At 61.7% G+C, this 15730-nt stretch carries 18 protein-coding genes; 11 read left to right on the top strand and 7 right to left on the bottom strand.

Annotated features, from left to right (window positions below; translation table 11 throughout):
• Positions 1-65: 65 nt before the first annotated feature.
• The 11 genes from FOC84_RS32985 to FOC84_RS33035 all read left to right on the top strand — a co-directional run bounded on the left by FOC84_RS32985 (position 66) and on the right by FOC84_RS33035 (position 9720).
• Complete coding sequence (locus tag FOC84_RS32985; RefSeq protein ID WP_173149784.1) at positions 66-461, top strand: RidA family protein; 396 nt, start codon at positions 66-68, stop codon at positions 459-461.
• 1 nt (position 462) lies between these two features.
• On the top strand, positions 463-1632 hold the full coding sequence (locus tag FOC84_RS32990) for an NADH:flavin oxidoreductase (RefSeq protein ID WP_173149786.1): 1170 nt from the start codon (positions 463-465) through the stop codon (positions 1630-1632).
• A 250-nt stretch (positions 1633-1882) separates the two neighbouring features.
• Positions 1883-2344, top strand: a complete 462-nt coding sequence (locus tag FOC84_RS32995) for a hypothetical protein (RefSeq protein WP_217278783.1) — start codon at positions 1883-1885, stop codon at positions 2342-2344.
• Positions 2274-2741 (top strand): AAA domain-containing protein, encoded by a 468-nt coding sequence (locus FOC84_RS33000; protein WP_254241856.1) that lies wholly within the window; start codon positions 2274-2276, stop codon positions 2739-2741. Before FOC84_RS32995 ends, FOC84_RS33000 begins: the two co-directional genes overlap by 71 nt.
• A gap of 93 nt (positions 2742-2834) precedes the next feature.
• The gene (locus FOC84_RS33005; RefSeq protein WP_173149788.1) at positions 2835-3725 is read left to right on the top strand and encodes a LysR family transcriptional regulator; all 891 of its coding nucleotides are present in this window, start codon (positions 2835-2837) and stop codon (positions 3723-3725) included.
• A gap of 246 nt (positions 3726-3971) precedes the next feature.
• A complete protein-coding gene (locus tag FOC84_RS33010) occupies positions 3972-4955 on the top strand; it encodes a DUF1852 domain-containing protein (RefSeq protein WP_173149790.1) in 984 nt (327 codons plus the stop codon).
• A gap of 27 nt (positions 4956-4982) precedes the next feature.
• On the top strand, positions 4983-6011 hold the full coding sequence (locus FOC84_RS33015; RefSeq protein ID WP_173149792.1) for a methionine synthase: 1029 nt from the start codon (positions 4983-4985) through the stop codon (positions 6009-6011).
• Between the two features lie 74 nt (positions 6012-6085).
• A complete protein-coding gene (locus FOC84_RS33020; protein ID WP_173149794.1) occupies positions 6086-6595 on the top strand; it encodes a flavin reductase family protein in 510 nt (169 codons plus the stop codon).
• Positions 6596-6755: 160 nt separating this feature from the next.
• Positions 6756-7262, top strand: coding sequence for a sigma-70 family RNA polymerase sigma factor (locus FOC84_RS33025; protein ID WP_173149796.1), 507 nt, complete (start codon positions 6756-6758; stop codon positions 7260-7262).
• A gap of 37 nt (positions 7263-7299) precedes the next feature.
• Positions 7300-8325 (top strand): FecR domain-containing protein, encoded by a 1026-nt coding sequence (locus FOC84_RS33030; RefSeq protein ID WP_173149798.1) that lies wholly within the window; start codon positions 7300-7302, stop codon positions 8323-8325.
• A gap of 117 nt (positions 8326-8442) precedes the next feature.
• On the top strand, positions 8443-9720 hold the full coding sequence (locus FOC84_RS33035) for a TonB-dependent siderophore receptor (protein WP_254241857.1): 1278 nt from the start codon (positions 8443-8445) through the stop codon (positions 9718-9720).
• Here the strand turns inward: FOC84_RS33035 and FOC84_RS33040 are convergent.
• From FOC84_RS33040 to FOC84_RS33070, 7 genes are all read right to left on the bottom strand, one after another.
• A complete protein-coding gene (locus tag FOC84_RS33040) occupies positions 9666-11570 on the bottom strand; it encodes a hypothetical protein (protein ID WP_173149800.1) in 1905 nt (634 codons plus the stop codon). The two genes, FOC84_RS33035 and FOC84_RS33040, sit on opposite strands and share 55 nt — an antisense overlap.
• 158 nt (positions 11571-11728) lie before the next feature.
• Positions 11729-12769, bottom strand: coding sequence for a zinc-dependent alcohol dehydrogenase family protein (locus FOC84_RS33045; RefSeq protein WP_173149802.1), 1041 nt, complete (start codon positions 12767-12769; stop codon positions 11729-11731).
• 61 nt (positions 12770-12830) lie between these two features.
• A complete protein-coding gene (locus FOC84_RS33050; RefSeq protein ID WP_173149804.1) occupies positions 12831-13133 on the bottom strand; it encodes an ArsR/SmtB family transcription factor in 303 nt (100 codons plus the stop codon).
• Between the two features lie 51 nt (positions 13134-13184).
• Positions 13185-13889 carry a hypothetical protein gene (locus FOC84_RS33055; RefSeq protein WP_254241859.1) on the bottom strand — a complete coding sequence of 235 codons (705 nt, stop codon included), beginning with the start codon at positions 13887-13889 and terminating at the stop codon, positions 13185-13187.
• Complete coding sequence (locus tag FOC84_RS33060; protein WP_173149806.1) at positions 13871-14122, bottom strand: hypothetical protein; 252 nt, start codon at positions 14120-14122, stop codon at positions 13871-13873. The genes FOC84_RS33055 and FOC84_RS33060 overlap by 19 nt, the downstream gene beginning before the upstream one ends.
• 113 nt (positions 14123-14235) lie before the next feature.
• Entirely contained in the window at positions 14236-15021 is a 786-nt protein-coding gene (locus FOC84_RS33065) for an SDR family NAD(P)-dependent oxidoreductase (RefSeq protein ID WP_173149808.1), read from the bottom strand.
• Between the two features lies 1 nt (position 15022).
• Positions 15023-15721, bottom strand: a complete 699-nt coding sequence (locus FOC84_RS33070) for an ABC transporter ATP-binding protein (RefSeq protein WP_173149810.1) — start codon at positions 15719-15721, stop codon at positions 15023-15025.
• Positions 15722-15730: the final 9 nt, after the last annotated feature.

A 15730-nucleotide genomic window follows, 5' to 3' on the forward strand; every position in this document is an offset into this window, starting at 1 on the left:
TACGGCATGGATCAGCGATTTCCACGCTGTTCCACCGACCCACCATAAATGAAGGAAATCGCATCATGCTACAGCGCGTCATCACCCAGCCCGACAACTACGAACCCTTCCTGCTGTCGCAGGGCATCCAGTTCGGCAACCTGTTGTTCATCTCCGGCCAGGCAGGCGCCGGCGATGACGGCAAGATCGTGGCCGGCGGCTTTCTGGCCCAGGGCGAGCAAGCCTTCCTGAACTTGCGCCGCGCGCTCGAAGCCGGCGGCTCCAGCCTGAAGGACGTCATCAAGGTCACCATCTTCGTCACCGACATGGGACATTTCGAGGACGTGGTGACGCTGCGCCGCCGCTTCTTCTCGGCCCCCTATCCCGCTGACACGATCGCGGAGATCAAGGCGCTCTACGACCCGGCCGCCATGATCGAGATCGAGGCCATCGCCGCCGTGCGTCCCCAGGAGGGCCGCTGACATGAACGCGCTCGACTATCGTCCGAACGGCGCTGCGCAGGCCGGATTGTTCACGCCGCTGCGGCTGGACAGAGGGCTGACCCTGGCCAATCGTCTCGCCGTCGCGCCCATGACCCGGGTCAGCGCCACCGAAGATGGCCGCGCCACGCCGCAAATGGCCGATTACTACGCAGCCTTTGCAGCCGGCGGCTTCGGTCTGGTGATCACCGAAGGCATCTATACCGACCGTGCCCATGCGCAGGGCTACCTGTTCCAGCCCGGCCTGACCGACGACGCCCAGCGCGACGCCTGGCGCGCCGTGGTCGACCGCGTGCATGCGCACGGCGGCCGCATCATCGCGCAGCTCATGCATGCGGGCGCACTGTCGCAGGGCAATCCCCATCGCGGCACGACGCAAGGGCCGTCGGCCGTACAGCCCAAGGGGCAGCAGATGGCGTTCTATCGGGGAGACGGGCCGTACCGGATGCCTGAAGCCATGTCGGACAAGGACATCGCAGAGGCCGTCGACGGCTTTGCGCAGGCGGCGCGCAGGGCGCAGGAAGCCGGCTTCGACGGCGTCGAGATACACGGCGCCAACGGCTACCTGCTGGACCAGTTCCTCACGAGCCACACCAATCTGCGCGCAGACCGCTATGGCGGCAGCCTGGAAAACCGGCTGCGCCTGACCGTGGAGGTCATAGCCGCCGTGCGCCGCGCGACGGGACAGCGCTTTGTCGTGGGCGTGCGCAGTTCGCAGGGCAAGGTCAATGACTTCAGCCACAAATGGGAAGGCGGCGAGGCGGACGCGGCGCAGATCTACCAGACGCTGGGCGCGCAGCCCATCGACTACCTGCACACGACCGAATTCGAGGCCTGGCGTCCGGCTTTTGGAGATCGGGGACCCAGCCTCGCGGCATTGGCGCGGCAGCACGCTCCGGTCCCGGTGCTGGCCAATGGGTCGCTGCATGAGCCGATGGCGGCGGACGGGATGATGGCGCGGCAGGAGGCGGACTTCGTTTCGCTCGGACGTGGCGCGCTGACGCATTCCGATTGGCCTGCAAGATTGCGCGACGGCGCGGCGCTTGAGAGTTTTGATCGGGGGCTGCTGGCGCCGATTGCGGACCTTGCCAATGCGGAGCGGCATCGCGAAGAGCGCTTGTCATCTGTTCTTGGGCTTGGTTCGAAGCGATAGGATGAATCAATGATCGAAATCTTGATCTGATCTTCCGCCCTGCGGCCCGAAGCTGCCCCCCCTAAATCTCTGAATTTGAATTCGTGCTGATACAGCCAACCTGAAGCAGTTTCATCCAAATACTCGAAATGGCACGAAAAACAATGGCTATTGAATCCACCACGCGTGAACGATTTATGTATTATTTTGAGGATATTTCACACCACTTTCGAGCCACTCCCTCAAAGAGATTTTTCTCTTTTACAGATTCATGCCTGTTAAAAAAAATGATGATTCCAAGCGCAAATCGGAGAGTGTAGATTTCGGTTTTTCATTTGCGGCAGGTGGATTCAATCAGCTCCAGGGCGATGCGCTGAACAGTGCTTTCGCAGATTACAAAACCAAGATCATGGATTCGATCACCACCAAAAGTGGTGATTTGACCAAGCAATCCATTGACGTCCAGCAAGGCTTCACTGCAGAAGCCCACCAAGTAGGCTCATTCAACATCGAAGCCGCTGCAAAGGGGCAACTCAACCACAGGGCTACGCTCGATGTCGGGCAGGTCAATGACCCAGTAGCAGATATCCGTGTGCACACCCCTGACGGTAGCCACGACTATCAGGTCAAGTTCTACAAGGATGGAAAACGGAGAGGTGCAGGTGCCACGATGGCAGTTCAGGAACCTGGCAGACAACCACCAGATCATTGGTGTCACCTGCAACCAGATTGATCACCTGCTGGACGTGGATAGCGAGGACTTCGATCTGGTCATCGTTGATGAATGCTCCAAGGCCACCTTGCCTGAATGGATCATGGCCATGTGCGTTGCCCGCAAGTGCATCTTGGTCGGCGACCACAAGCAGCTGCCGCCGACGTTCTGTGAAGAAGAGAACGACGCGCTGGATACCGTTGATGCATTCCAAGGACGCCAAGCCGACATCGTTTTCTTTTCATTTGTGCGCACGACCGGGCCCGCCACCTTCTACGGTGATTCGCGCCGAATGAACGTGGCCATCTCGCGCGCACGTGATGCCGTCTACCTTGTCGGCGATCTGAAGTACATCAAAAGCAAGAATATTGAGGTGCTGAAAAAACTCGCGAAACTTGGCGTAGTGGAAGCTGATTAACTGCCGCTCCCAAAAGAATGCTGGCGGCGAATCGCAAGACCGCAACACGATGAATTAAGATGGCTTTATCCCAACAAACCATGAATTTTTATCATGCTCGATCGTGTCCATCTATCCATCGTGCAAGAGGTGGAAAAGCAGGGTTCGCTGACCGCGGCCGCAGGCGTCCTGCACGTGACGCAGTCGGCCTTGAGCCACAGCATGAAGAAGCTGGAGCAGCAACTGGGCACCGACATCTGGCTACGTGAAGGCCGCAGCCTGAGACTCACGCAAGCCGGTCAATACCTGTTGGCGGTGGCCAACCGGGTGTTGCCGCAACTGACCCTGGCCGAAGAGCGTCTGCGTCAGTTCGCCCAGGGAGAGCGCGGGTCATTGCGCATCGGCATGGAATGCCATCCCTGCTACCAGTGGCTGCTGAAAATTGTCTCCCCGTATCTGGCAGCGTGGCCGGACGTGGACGTGGATGTGAAGCAGAAATTTCAGTTCGGGGGCATCGGAGCGCTGTTCGGCTACGAAATCGACCTGCTGGTCACGCCCGATCCATTGAACAAGCCCGGGCTAGTGTTCGAGCCTGTGTTCGACTACGAACAGGTGCTGGTCGTCGCCGGCAATCATCCTCTTGCCAAGGATGAGTACGTCACCCCCAAACAGCTCGCCAGCGAAGTGCTGGTGGCTTATCCGGTGCCAGTCGACAGGCTCGATATCTACAACATGTTCCTGACGCCGGCCGGCATCACGCCCAAGCGCCACAAGGCCATCGAGACCACGGACATCATGCTGCAGATGGTCGCCAGCGGCCGTGGGGTGGCGGCGTTGCCGCGCTGGCTGGTGCTGGAGTACGCCGACACGATGAACGTGGTGCCCGTCCGGCTGGGCAAGAAAGGCATCGCTAAACACATCTTTCTGGGTGCTCGCGAGGCCGACGTGGGGATCGACTACCTGCGCGCATTTATTGCACAGGCGAAAAGGCCCGCCGCGATTTGACTCTGCGAGCAGCGTCTGCTCGCTGGGCGGCCAAATCCGCGAGCAGACCGGCCGCACGCCCATCCATGAATACAACTAATGGATTGATGAGATCAATTCACTTTTATTCATGAATTGCCCGACATAAACTACGCCCCCTGCATCGTCAATGCCAAGACTGCTGAATAAGAAAGAAAAATTGAGCAGCGCTGAAAATGCAAGACATGGACGCAGGTTTTATCTCAGGATTTAGGGCAGCAGATCACCATGAGTAAAGAGTTTACATTTGCCATCAAGAGCATTTGTTTCGATGAAGACTATCGTCCTTCAGACAATACGCGGATCACCACCAATTTTGCCAATCTAGCCCGGGGGACGAGTCGCCAGGAGAACCTGCGCAACACCCTCAGGATGATAGACAATCGTTTCAATGCCTTGGCGCATTGGGACAATCCCAAAGGCGATCGCTATACCGTCAACCTTGAAATCATCTCCGTCGAGATGAGCATAGCCGGCGCAAGCGGTGGCAATGCCCTCCCTTTGATTGAAATATTGAAGACGAGCATTGTTGACGGCAAAACCAACGAACGCATTGAAGGCATCGTAGGGAATAACTTTTCCTCGTACGTGCGGGATTATGACTTCAGCGTGCTGCTGCTGGAACACACCAAGAATCAGCCCGGGTTCAGCACTCCAGAAAATTTTGGGGACCTGCATGGGAAGCTGTTCAAGTGCTTCGTGAATTCAAGCACTTACAAGGATCACTTCAGCAAACCGCCCGTCATATGCCTGAGCGTATCGAGCAGCAAGACCTATCATCGGACTGAAAACCAGCACCCTGTCTTGGGCGTTGAATACCAGCAAGATGAATATTCCCTGACTGACGAATATTTCAAAAAAATGGGAATGAAGGTTCGCTACTTCATGCCGCCGAACAGTGCGGCGCCGTTGGCCTTCTACCATTCCGGTGATTTGCTGGGTGATTACACCAATCTTGAGCTGATCAGCACCATCAGCACGATGGACACCTTCCAGAAGATTTACCGGCCAGAGATCTACAACGCGAATTCCGCGGCAGGAAAATCCTATCAGCCCAGCTTGAATCACCAGGATTATTCGCTAACCCGGATTGTCTACGATCGAGAGGAACGTAGCCAGCTGGCTATTGAGCAGGGACGGTTTGTCGAGGAACACTTCATCAAACCATACCAAGCGATTCTTGAGCAGTGGTCCGCCAACTACCCTCTTTGACCAATCAAAAGCACCAAGGCATCTATCGTGAAAAAATTGCTACCCACTTCCACTGCCGGCAGCTTGCCTAAACCTTCCTGGCTCGCAGAGCCCGAAAAACTCTGGTCGCCCTGGAAATTGCAGGACGAGGGCTTGACCGAGGGCAAGCAGGATGCGCTGCGCTTGTCTCTGCAGGAACAGCAGCACGCAGGTATCGATATCGTCAGTGATGGCGAACAAACGCGTCAGCATTTCGTGACGACGTTTATCGAGCATCTGGACGGCGTTGATTTCGAGAACCGCAAGACCGTCAGAATCCGTGATCGCTACGATGCGAGCGTGCCGACGGTCGTGGGTGCCGTGGCCCGCCGCAAGCCGGTGTTTGTCGAGGATGCCAAGTTCTTGCGCCAGCAGACCAAGCAACCGATCAAATGGGCTTTGCCCGGTCCCATGACGATGATCGATACGCTATATGACAGCCACTATCAAAGCCGCGAAAAACTGGCGTGGGAATTCGCCAAGATTCTCAATCAGGAAGCCAAGGAATTGGAGGCCGCGGGTGTCGATATCATCCAGTTCGACGAGCCCGCCTTCAACGTGTTCTTTGACGAGGTGAATGATTGGGGCGTTGCCACGCTGGAAAGAGCCATCGAAGGGCTCAAGTGTGAAACCGCCGTCCACATCTGCTATGGCTACGGCATCAAAGCCAATACGGATTGGAAGAAGACGCTGGGATCAGAGTGGCGGCAATACGAAGAAGCTTTTCCCAAGCTGCAAAAATCCAGTATCGACATCATCTCGCTGGAATGCCACAACTCTCGCGTTCCCATGGATCTGATCGAGCTGATTCGGGGCAAGAAAGTGATGGTAGGCGCCATTGACGTGGCGACCGACACCATTGAAACCCCCGAGGAAGTCGCCAACACCCTGCGCAAGGCGTTGCAGTTTGTAGACGCCGATAAGCTCTATCCTTGCACCAACTGCGGCATGGCGCCCTTGTCCCGTGGCGTCGCGAGAGGCAAGCTGAGCGCCTTGAGCGCCGGCGCGGAAATCGTCCGCAAGGAACTCTCGAACTGATCCCCAGGCGGGAAATGGTCGTCGCGAGCGGTTCGCGACGACCCCGCACGGACTGCACCCAGTATCTAACCCCCATGTCACTTTCCAGTACTGCGATCGAGCCCAGGCGCTTTCGCGAAGCGCTCGGACACTACGCGTCCGGCATCACGGTGATTACATCGCAGATCGAAGGCGAGCCGATAGGCTTCACCTGCCAGTCGTTCCATAGCGTTTCAATGAATCCGCCGCTGGTGTCGTTCAACGTGATGTGCAGTTCCGCCAGCTATCCCAAAATTCGCAGCGCGGGTCGATTCGTGGTCAATATCCTGTCGGATGAGCAGGTCAGGATTTCCAACCAATTCGCTCAGCGAGGCACGGACAAGTGGCACGGAGTCGAGTGGCGGGAATCGCCGCTAGGGAATCCGATCATTGCCGGCAGCCTGCACTGGCTTGATTGCGAGATTCATGCCGAACACGCTGCAGGTGACCATCTGATCGTGATTGGCGAAGTAAAAGCCTTAGATCTGCAAGAAACTGCTTCCACGCAGCCATTGCTGTATTTCAAGGGCCAGTATCGCAACATCGCCGCGCACCGCGCGGTTTGAGGGTTGACCTCCACTGCCTGGCCGGATCGAAGAGGACCGGCACCGATTCCAAGCGATCCGGCCTCTTGCCGGCGCATCGCCACTCACTTTAGAATGCGGATGATTCTCATTTTTCCCGGGCGCCGGTTTCCTCCTGGCCCGCGACGAGCCGGAGGGCCGCATGTCCGCGACCGAGTTTGCAGTGCCGCCGCAGGGCATCGATGCCCTATACGCGAATCACCACGGCTGGCTGAAGGGATGGCTGCGGCGGCGGCTCGGTAATTCTTCGGATGCGGCCGATCTCGCGCACGACACATTCTTGCGTCTGCTGGTCCGGGGCGAGACCGTTGCGGTGCGCGAACCGCGCGCGCTGCTGACCACGGTGGCGCAGGGCGTGGTGTCCAATTTCATGCGGCGCCGCAGGATCGAAGAGGCCTATCTGGCCAGCCTGGCCAACCTGCCGGAGCGGGAAGCGCCTGGCCCCGAGACGCGCGCCATCCTGCTTGAGACGCTGATCGAACTGGACCGCCGCCTGGATACGCTGGCCGCCCCGGTACGCCAGGCATTCCTGCTCTCCCAGCTTGAAGGCATGAAGCAGGCGGACATTGCCACGACGTTGAACGTTTCCCTCGCCACCGTGCAGCGCCATATCGCGAAAGCGGCGCACCTGTGCTTTTTCGGCGCCTGAGCATCGGCCTCCTCCTGCGGCCGCGACCGACACCGCCATGCCCCTCTCGTCCACGGATCCGAGCCCGACCGTGTTCCCCCAGCTGGACGGCCCGCCGCTGCCCGCGAGCGTCAGCCTGCGCGCCGTGGAATGGCTGGTCGCGCTGCAAGCCGCCGATGCCAGCAACGCCACGCGCGAGGCCTGCCAGCGCTGGCGCCAGGCGCACCCCGACCATGAGCGCGCCTGGCGGCACATCGAGACCTTCGGCCAGCAACTGCGGGAATTGAACACGCCGCTCGCGCGCGGCACGCTGGCGCATGAGGACCGCAGCGGCCGGGCGCGCCGCCGGGCGGTCAAGACGCTGGCCCTGGCCCTGTTCGCCGGCGGCGGCGGCTGGCTGGCGCGCGACAAGCTGCGGCGCGGCTGGCAGGACTGGCAGGCCGACTACCACACGCATGCCGGCGAGCGCCTGGGTATCACGCTGGCCGACGCCAGCCGCATCGACCTGGACACCGGCAGCGCCATCGATGTGCGCTTCGACGGCGCGCAGCGCCTGGTGCGGCTGCTGCACGGCCAGATCCTCGTCACCACCGCCTCCGATCCGGCCTCCCCTATCGCACGCCCGTTCGTGGTGGAAACAGCCCAGGGCCGCGTGCGCGCGCTGGGCACCCGTTACAGCGTGCGCCAGTTGCCCGATCGCAGTCACGTCGTGGTGTTCGAAGGCGCGGTGGAGATCCGCCCCGATCTCCAGGCGGACGCACCGCGGCTGATCCAGGCGGGCGCGCAGGCCTCGTTCACCCGCGACGCCGTCAGCCCCGCCCAGCCTGCGGGCCCGCGCGACGCATCATGGTCCGTGGGCATGCTGGTCGCGCAGGACATGCCGCTGGCCGAGTTCATCGCGGAACTTGCGCGGTACGTCCCCGGCCGGCTGGCCTGCGATGCCGATGCCGGCCGCTTGAAGGTTTCCGGCATCTATCCGCTGGACAACACCGATCGGGTGCTCGACATGCTGCGCCGCACGCTTCCCATCGAAGTGGACCGATTGACGCGATATTGGATCACCGTGCGCCTGCGCGCCGCCTAGCGCCGCAGCGCGCAAAACCATCTGTCTGGATTCTTTTCGGGCAAACGTGAGGGGTTTCCGATTTTCAAGTGGCAAACCTAGTAGAAGCCACACTTTTCACCGGAAACCGGACCTCTCATGGACTACCGCCTGTACCAGCGCGCCGCGCGCCTCATCACACGCAACACCCTGGCGCTGGCCGCTAGCCGCGCCTTCTGGCTCACGGCGACGGGCATCGCCTTGGGCGCCGGCGCGCACCCCGTCCAGGCACAGCCCAGCGCCAGAGCCTACGCCATCCCCGCCGGCACGTTGGAAAGCGCGCTGACCCGCTATGCGCTCGAAAGCGGGCTGATGCTGTCCTACTCCGCAAGCGATATCGCGGACAAGCGCAGTTCCGGCCTGCAAGGCAGCTTCGAGGCGTCGGAGGCGTTGGCCAGGCTGCTGGCGGGCACGGGGCTGGCGGCCCGGCTACAGCCGAATGGCGGCTACGTGCTGCGGCCCCTGCCCGGCGGGCAGGCAGGCCAGGAGTCCGCGCAGACCTTGCCCGCGATCACGGTCGCGGGCGTCCACGAGGAATCCGCCTCCGGCCCGGTGCAAGGATTCGTCGCCCATCGCAGCGCCACCGCCACCAAGACCGACACGGCGCTGCACGAAACGCCCCAGTCCGTATCGGTGATTCCGCGCGACCAAGTCGTCGCGCAGGCGGCGGACTCGCTGGACCAGGCGCTGGGCTACACCGCCAGCGTCATGTCGCTGGAAGGCGGCGCGCTCAGGCACATAGGCACCCGCTTCACGGTCCGCGGCTTCAACATCACGGGCGCGGCCCCGCTGTATCTGAACGGCACCAAGTTCCCCATCAACTCGCTCAGCGGCGCAATCGAGCCCTACAACTTCGAGCGCATCGAACTGCTCAAGGGGCCGGCCTCGATCCTGTATGGCCAGGCCGCGCCGGGCGGGATCATCAACCTGGTCAGCAAGCGCCCCACGGCGGAACCCCTGCGCGAGTTCGAACTGCAGACAGGCAGCTGGAACAAGAAACAGATCGCCATGGACCTGGGCGGCCCGGTGACAGAGGACGGAAATGTGCGCTACCGCCTCACCGGCCTGGCGCGCGACAGCGACACCATGATCGATTACATCAACAATGACCGTACCTCGCTGGCCGGCGCGCTGGAGTGGCAGATCAGCGACGCCACCTTGATCACGCTGCTGGCCAGCTACAGCCGGACCGACAGCCCCTACGATTCAGGCAAACCGCTGGAAGGCACGTTGCTATCCAACCCCAACGGCCCGATATCGCGCTCACGCTTCGTCGGCGAACCCGGCTTCGACCGATATGTCGTGAAGGGCACGACCGTGGGCTACCTGTCACTCGCTACAGCGATGGCACGAAGAACAACGAATAGTCCGTCTTGAATGATGGGCTTCGTCTGCTCAACGAGCCAACTTTTGGCGAACTGCATTGCGCTGCCGACATCTTCTCGCAGAAGCGCTTCTTCGATTTCGAGGCATGGCCACCAAGCCGACTCTCTTGCAGAGGGATGTGCGCAGACAATTTGTAGCAACCTGGGCGGAACAGCAGAAGGATTACCGCGTATCAGGTTGAAAGCCGAATTTCGGAGATCCTGTAGAAGTTCAGCGCCGGCGGGTTCCTCGGACACCATGTCAACGACGCCTTGAAGCAGGTTGATGCCGTCCGTGGACCATGGATCTGAGCGCAATCTCAGGTGAGCAAGCTTGGCGGCATGTCCTAGCGAGTCCGAGTCGATCGCACCTATCAACTCGAATGCCTGGTCCAGGAGACTGCGGCGTAGATTTGAGCCCGAGCCTCTGGCATTGAAGCGTTCCAGGCACCATTGGACAAATTTTCTCGGTGAGGCCAGACGCACCTGCATCGCGGCCTCTGCGAGGCATTCATCCCGCGACTTCAGCGACAGGCTGAGATCCGGCACATGCGACCCCTCTCTTTTGGACGCATCCGCGGACGACGCCCTGTCGTAAAAGTCGAACACCGCCAGACGCGCGCTATCGAGATGAGAAGGATCCCTTGCTTCGAGATCCGCAATGAGATGATCGCGAACCTTTTCGTGCATGTCGTACACGTCAGGCGATGCCTGCCGGAATATGACTTCCTGAAATACGTCGCTTGCCAGGTAGCCGTCAAATGCAGGCATCCTCTGCGAGATGAGGAACTCCCAGAGCTCCCTTCTGATGTGTGTTGGTACCGCAAGCGTGCGCAATACGTTTCGCATCCCTGGATCCAGGTGATCGAAGAACCGGTCCAGGATCTCGCGGTGAGTGCGTGGAACATCCGGTGCCGTGACGGCTGCGCCCGCCAGCTGACGCATCTGGCAGTACCGGATTCCGACGGCAAGCGACAGAGGATGGCCCTCTGCTGCGTCTTTCAATGCCTTCCGGACATCGGATGCATCGATCCGTCCTGCATCCAGCATGGCATCAACTGCGCCCCGACCCAGGGCATCCAGGGGCACGCTGACGATCCATGGCGCCCATGTAGGATCAATATCCTTCCATGCAACCCGTCGCCTGCCTGCAATGACAAAGAGACAGCCCTTCGCTTCCTCTGCAAAGCGGCGCAGCCAGTTGTCTCCACCAAGATCGGAGATGGCGCCGCCCGCCGGACGATCGCGCCACAATGCCTCGTAGGTGTCAAAAATGAGCACTGGCCTGCGCTGCGGGTGGTCACGCAAGAAGGCGGCTATGTCATAGCCAAGGAACATCGGCAAGGAATCTGCCACTTTCTGTGCGCCGATCTCATTGAGCTGCTCCAGGACGTCCACGCCCCGGGTTCGGTACCAAGCAGATACTTTATTCGACAGCCGAGCGAGCAGTGACACCGCCAGCCCTGCGCCTGGCATGTAATCGGCTGCTTCTACCCCGATGTCGACCAACTCACCGAAGATACTGTCTTCCTTGAACCGGAATAGCTCTGGGTAGTCCTTGGTCAGATCCCGACCCGGCCGGGTCAACGCGAAGTGGCGAGCGAACGCCATATCGAAGGCATGCGTTGCCACCCTCGCTGCGCGCAACTGGTTTCGAACAGTGAACAGTCCATCGACAGCGTCGCGATGGCTCGTGATCGCCATGTCCAGGCGCACCAGGGGACGTGTAGAACAATCTGGGTCCGAAAGCCGCCGCGCAAAACGGTCCAGCAGCGTGGTCTTGCCCTGGCCCCCGACACCATACATGGATAGAACCTGATAATCCATGTTTGGCATGGCGGGCCAGAGCAGGTTCTCGAACACCTGCAACTCGCCCTCTCGCCCCACAAACGGCAAGTTTCTTAAGCGGCTTGGCAGGGTATGGGAAGGCGCTGGACACATTGGGACGACGCGTCAAGGTTGACTTAGGGGAGCTTCACAAACCTGGCTGCACGCTGTCAAGTCGCCGCGGATTCCACCTGCTACTTTTTTCCTCCCCCAAAAGGATGAAGTATTGCCTGGCTTGGGTCGAAACCAGGCGTTGATGATTCCACTTCGGCCAATGGCCCGACCGCAATCGCGATCTTTCCCCGCACTCCGTGGTTGGGACTCTCCAGCCGCGCATGCGCAATCGGAATCTCGGCAAGCGCATAAACAGCGCCCACGTGCGGCCGCAGCTGGCCGCGCGCCACCAGCGCGCTCAACTCGTCGAGCTTGCCGCGGTTCTGCCGCGTGAACACGAAGTGGTAACTCGCGTTCTTGCCCCAGGCCTGGATCAGGTTTTGCGGCTGGGCTAGGTCCACGATGGAGACGAGCCGCCCCAGCTGCGCAAGCGCATCGGGGCTGCGCGCAAGCGTGTTGCCGCCGATGGTGTCGAATACGACATCGACGCCGCGCCCCCCCGTCTCCCGCATGACGGCGTCGACGTAGTCTTCCTTTTCATAGTCGATGACCACATCGGCGCCCATGCTGCGCGCGAACTCGGCGTTGGCGGCGCGCACGGTCGTGTACACCTGTGCTCCGATGGCCTTCGCCAGCTGGATCGCAACATGGCCGACGCCGCCCGCGCCGCCGTGCACCAGGATGCTCTCCCCGACTCTCAGCCCCGCGCGTACGACCAGCGCTTCCCACGCCGTGCCGCCGACCAGGCTCAGGCTTGCCGCCTCAAGATGGCTGAGCGCGGGCGGCTTCTTCCCGACGATGCCTTCGGCGGCGGCGTGGTACTCGGCATAGCTGCCCGGCCCATCGAAGATTTGCGGGGTGTACCAGACTTCGTCGCCAGCAGCGAAAGCGGTCACGCCCGGCCCGACGGCTTCGACCACGCCCGAAACGTCGTGCCCGGTAATGGCCGGCAACGGCACCAGTTCGGAATAATCGCCGCGCCGGACCTGGTAATCCAGGGGATTGATCGAGGTTGCGTGTACCCGGACCAGGACTTGTCCCGCCTGCGGCACAGGCTTGGGCAGGTCGCGGAGTTCGAACGATTCCGGGCCGCCAAATGATTGGAGTGTCATCGCTTTCATGGTTTTCCTTGATTCGAAAAATAGGGATATCGGGAAATACCGATATTTACCGGCAAAAAAATTACAGCTCTTTCCCGATGATCGAGGCCAGAGCGCTGATGGTTGCTTCGTTCCGCTTGTAATAGGTCCACTGCCCGATGCGTCTGGCTTCGACCAGGCCCGCGCGCTGCAGCGTCGCCAGATAGTCGGACACCGTCGACTGCGACAGCCCCACTCCTTCCTGGATACTGCTGACGCAGACGCCCACCGTATGAACGTCGCCTTCGTCCTGGGGCGGGAAGTTCCTTGCGGGGTCCTTCAGTCCTTTGAGGATCTCAAGACGGGTACGGTTGGAGAGGGCTTTGAATATTTCGAGCAGATCCATGCCGCCATGATATCGGGATTTCCCGATATGTCAATAAATAGGAGTCGCGCCCTACTTGTCGACCGACCGCATGTCGCAAGTCGTCTCCGACGACGAGCAGATACCGCGAAACCACGCCCGCCCACGCGTGCGGTCCTTGGGCGCCAGCGGCTCGAACTTGTCGCTGTTGCGCATCTCGTAGTCCAGCAACAGCCATTCGCCCTCGCAGGCGACGATGCCGCGCAGCGTGGCCCTCTCGGTCAGCCAGTCGCCGCCCAGATCCAGCAGCCGCTCGCTGCCGGCGTCCGGGCGGGCGTAGCCCCGCGCAGACTGGATGCCTACCTGCGCATCCCCCGCTTCGATCCAGCCCTCGCCCCGATACACGGGCCGAGGCTTGCTCTGCTCGTCGCCGGTCTTGTCATCGCTGGCGTTCCTGATCTTGAGCCAGCCGTCGCGCGCCTCGGTCACGTCGAAGGTCACGCTGTAGTAGTCGATGTTGGGATCGGGGCCGTCACCGCGCGTCGTCGGCAGGCTGCCCACCACCGCCGCTTGGGCGGACGCCGCCGCGCGCACCTGGATGGCGGGTTTCACGTCGGTCGTCCAACTGGAGAAGCTGCATGCCGTGGGGCCCGGCGGGGTCCAGGCCGCAAGCTTGGAAGTTGTCTGGGCGCTGATGGCAGGCGACAGGGCCAGCGCGGCAAACGCCAGGAGTATCCGTCGCACAGTCATGGGTTTGATCATGTCGTAGATTGGGCGGGTCAGTTGCTGTTGATCCATTCCTGCGTATCCCGGACGAACCAGGGCAGATTCAAGCGCTCCCCTTCGCCGGACTGTATGGTCAGGCGTTGGTCCGAGGATCCAGGCGTGTTGTTCGTGCCCTGCCCCGTGGACGGGGAGCGGCTGCGGTAGTCCAGCTCGGTTTGCTGGGCAGGTTTATCCGCGCAGGCGGCGATCAAGGCGCACGTGGCCGCGGCGAGGACAGTCCGCAGTGCCGGACGAAGGATCTTCATGATGTTCGGGTTCCTGCTGAAGGCACAGGCCCAGGTGCCGGAAATTCAGGGCCTATAGCCCATACCTTACTCGCAATATGGAGCCCTGGCTTCGGGCATGACATACAGACCCCTTAGCCTGCGCCGCGCGACTCCTGCACCGCCACCGTATAGTTCAGCGCCAGCCGGCCGCCATCCGCGTACACCGTCTGCCCGGTCACATAACTGGCGTCGTCACTTGCCAGGAATACCGCCACCTTGGCGACTTCGTCCGTCGATCCCAGCCGCTGCATCGGGATGCGCGACAGCACGGTCCTGCGGGCCTCGGGATTGCTGGTGATCGTGGCCAGGATTTCGGTGTCGATGCTGCCGGGGCCGATGGCGTTGACGCGGATGCCGTGCGGCGCCAGGGACAGCGCCATCGACTTGGTCATCTGGCGCACCGCGCCCTTGCTGGCGCCGTAGGCCAACTGGTCCGGCATCGCCAGTTCCGCCGTCATCGAGGACAGGGTCACGATGGCGCCATCGCCGCGGCCGCCCGCCACCATGGCGCGCGCGGCGGCCTGCGCGACCAGGAAGGTGCCGCGCACGTTGACGTTCATGACCGCGTCCAGGTCTTCGAGCTTCAGGTCCAGGAAATCCGCCGCACGGATCACGCCGGCGTTGCAGACGCAGATGTCCAGGCTGCCCCAGCGCCGCACGCACTCATCGGCCAGCTTCTGGGCGTCGGCGGGATCGGTCACGTCGGCCACCAGTGCGGCAGCGCGTTCCCCCAGCGAACGGGCCGCGGCCAACAGTTCGGCCTCCTTGCGGTCCGCCAGCAGCACGTAGGCGCCCTCGGCCACGAAGCGCCGCGCGATCGCCAGTCCGATGCCCCCGGCCGCGCCGGTGACCAGCGCCACTTTGTCCTGCAATCTCATCTCAGACTCCTACGTAGGCGGCCACCAGGTCGGGCCGCTCTGACAATTCCGCCGAGCTGCCGCGCCACACCGTCACCCCCTTGTCGAGGATGACGTTGCGGTCCGACAAGCGCAGCAAGGCCGTGGTGTTCTTGTCCACCACGATCATCGACAAACCTTCGGCCTTCAGTTGCGCCAGCACGCGCCAGATCTCGGCGCGCACCACCGGCGCCAGGCCTTCGGTGGCTTCGTCCAGCACCAGCAGGCTGGGGTTGGTCATCAGCGCACGGCCCAGCGCCAGCATCTGCTGCTCGCCACCGGACAGCTGGGTGCCCAGGTTGGCGCGGCGTTCGCGCAGGCGCGGGAACAGTTCGTACACGCGCTCCAGCGTCCAGGCACTGGCGCCGCCGCGGTCCATGGCCGTGGCGATCAGGTTCTCTTCCACCGTCAGGGTCGGGAAGATCTGGCGCCCCTCGGGCACCAGCGACAGCCCCATACGGCCGATGCGGTACGGCGCCAGCCCGCGCAGCGAGCGCTCGCCATACCGGATGCTGCCCTGGCTGGCCGGCAGCAGGCCGAACAGGCACTTGATGACGGTGCTGCGGCCCATGCCGTTGCGGCCGATCAGGCCCACGACCTCGCCCTGGCCCACGTCCAGGTCTACGCCGAACAAGGCCTGGCAATGCCCGTAGGCCGCCGTCAATCCGCTGATGCTCAACATGGCGGCTCC

The organism is Achromobacter pestifer (assembly GCF_013267355.1).
GTDB lineage: Bacteria > Pseudomonadota > Gammaproteobacteria > Burkholderiales > Burkholderiaceae_B > Achromobacter > Achromobacter pestifer_A.

Excerpts from the sequence above, each read along its gene's own strand:
- FOC84_RS33060 (WP_173149806.1), bottom strand. The coding sequence starts at position 14,122 with ATGAAGATCCTTCGTCCGGCACTGCGGACTGTCCTCGCCGCGGCCACG.
- FOC84_RS33030 (WP_173149798.1), top strand. The coding sequence starts at position 7,300 with ATGCCCCTCTCGTCCACGGATCCGAGCCCGACCGTGTTCCCCCAGCTG.
- FOC84_RS33050 (WP_173149804.1), bottom strand. The coding sequence starts at position 13,133 with ATGGATCTGCTCGAAATATTCAAAGCCCTCTCCAACCGTACCCGTCTT.
- FOC84_RS33005 (WP_173149788.1), top strand. The coding sequence starts at position 2,835 with ATGCTCGATCGTGTCCATCTATCCATCGTGCAAGAGGTGGAAAAGCAG.
- FOC84_RS33025 (WP_173149796.1), top strand. The coding sequence starts at position 6,756 with ATGTCCGCGACCGAGTTTGCAGTGCCGCCGCAGGGCATCGATGCCCTA.
- FOC84_RS33020 (WP_173149794.1), top strand. The coding sequence starts at position 6,086 with ATGTCACTTTCCAGTACTGCGATCGAGCCCAGGCGCTTTCGCGAAGCG.
- FOC84_RS32985 (WP_173149784.1), top strand. The coding sequence starts at position 66 with ATGCTACAGCGCGTCATCACCCAGCCCGACAACTACGAACCCTTCCTG.
- FOC84_RS33070 (WP_173149810.1), bottom strand. The coding sequence starts at position 15,721 with ATGTTGAGCATCAGCGGATTGACGGCGGCCTACGGGCATTGCCAGGCC.
- FOC84_RS32990 (WP_173149786.1), top strand. The coding sequence starts at position 463 with ATGAACGCGCTCGACTATCGTCCGAACGGCGCTGCGCAGGCCGGATTG.
- FOC84_RS33045 (WP_173149802.1), bottom strand. The coding sequence starts at position 12,769 with ATGAAAGCGATGACACTCCAATCATTTGGCGGCCCGGAATCGTTCGAA.
- FOC84_RS33010 (WP_173149790.1), top strand. The coding sequence starts at position 3,972 with ATGAGTAAAGAGTTTACATTTGCCATCAAGAGCATTTGTTTCGATGAA.
- FOC84_RS33035 (WP_254241857.1), top strand. The coding sequence starts at position 8,443 with ATGGACTACCGCCTGTACCAGCGCGCCGCGCGCCTCATCACACGCAAC.
- FOC84_RS33055 (WP_254241859.1), bottom strand. The coding sequence starts at position 13,889 with ATGGATCAACAGCAACTGACCCGCCCAATCTACGACATGATCAAACCC.
- FOC84_RS32995 (WP_217278783.1), top strand. The coding sequence starts at position 1,883 with ATGCCTGTTAAAAAAAATGATGATTCCAAGCGCAAATCGGAGAGTGTA.
- FOC84_RS33065 (WP_173149808.1), bottom strand. The coding sequence starts at position 15,021 with ATGAGATTGCAGGACAAAGTGGCGCTGGTCACCGGCGCGGCCGGGGGC.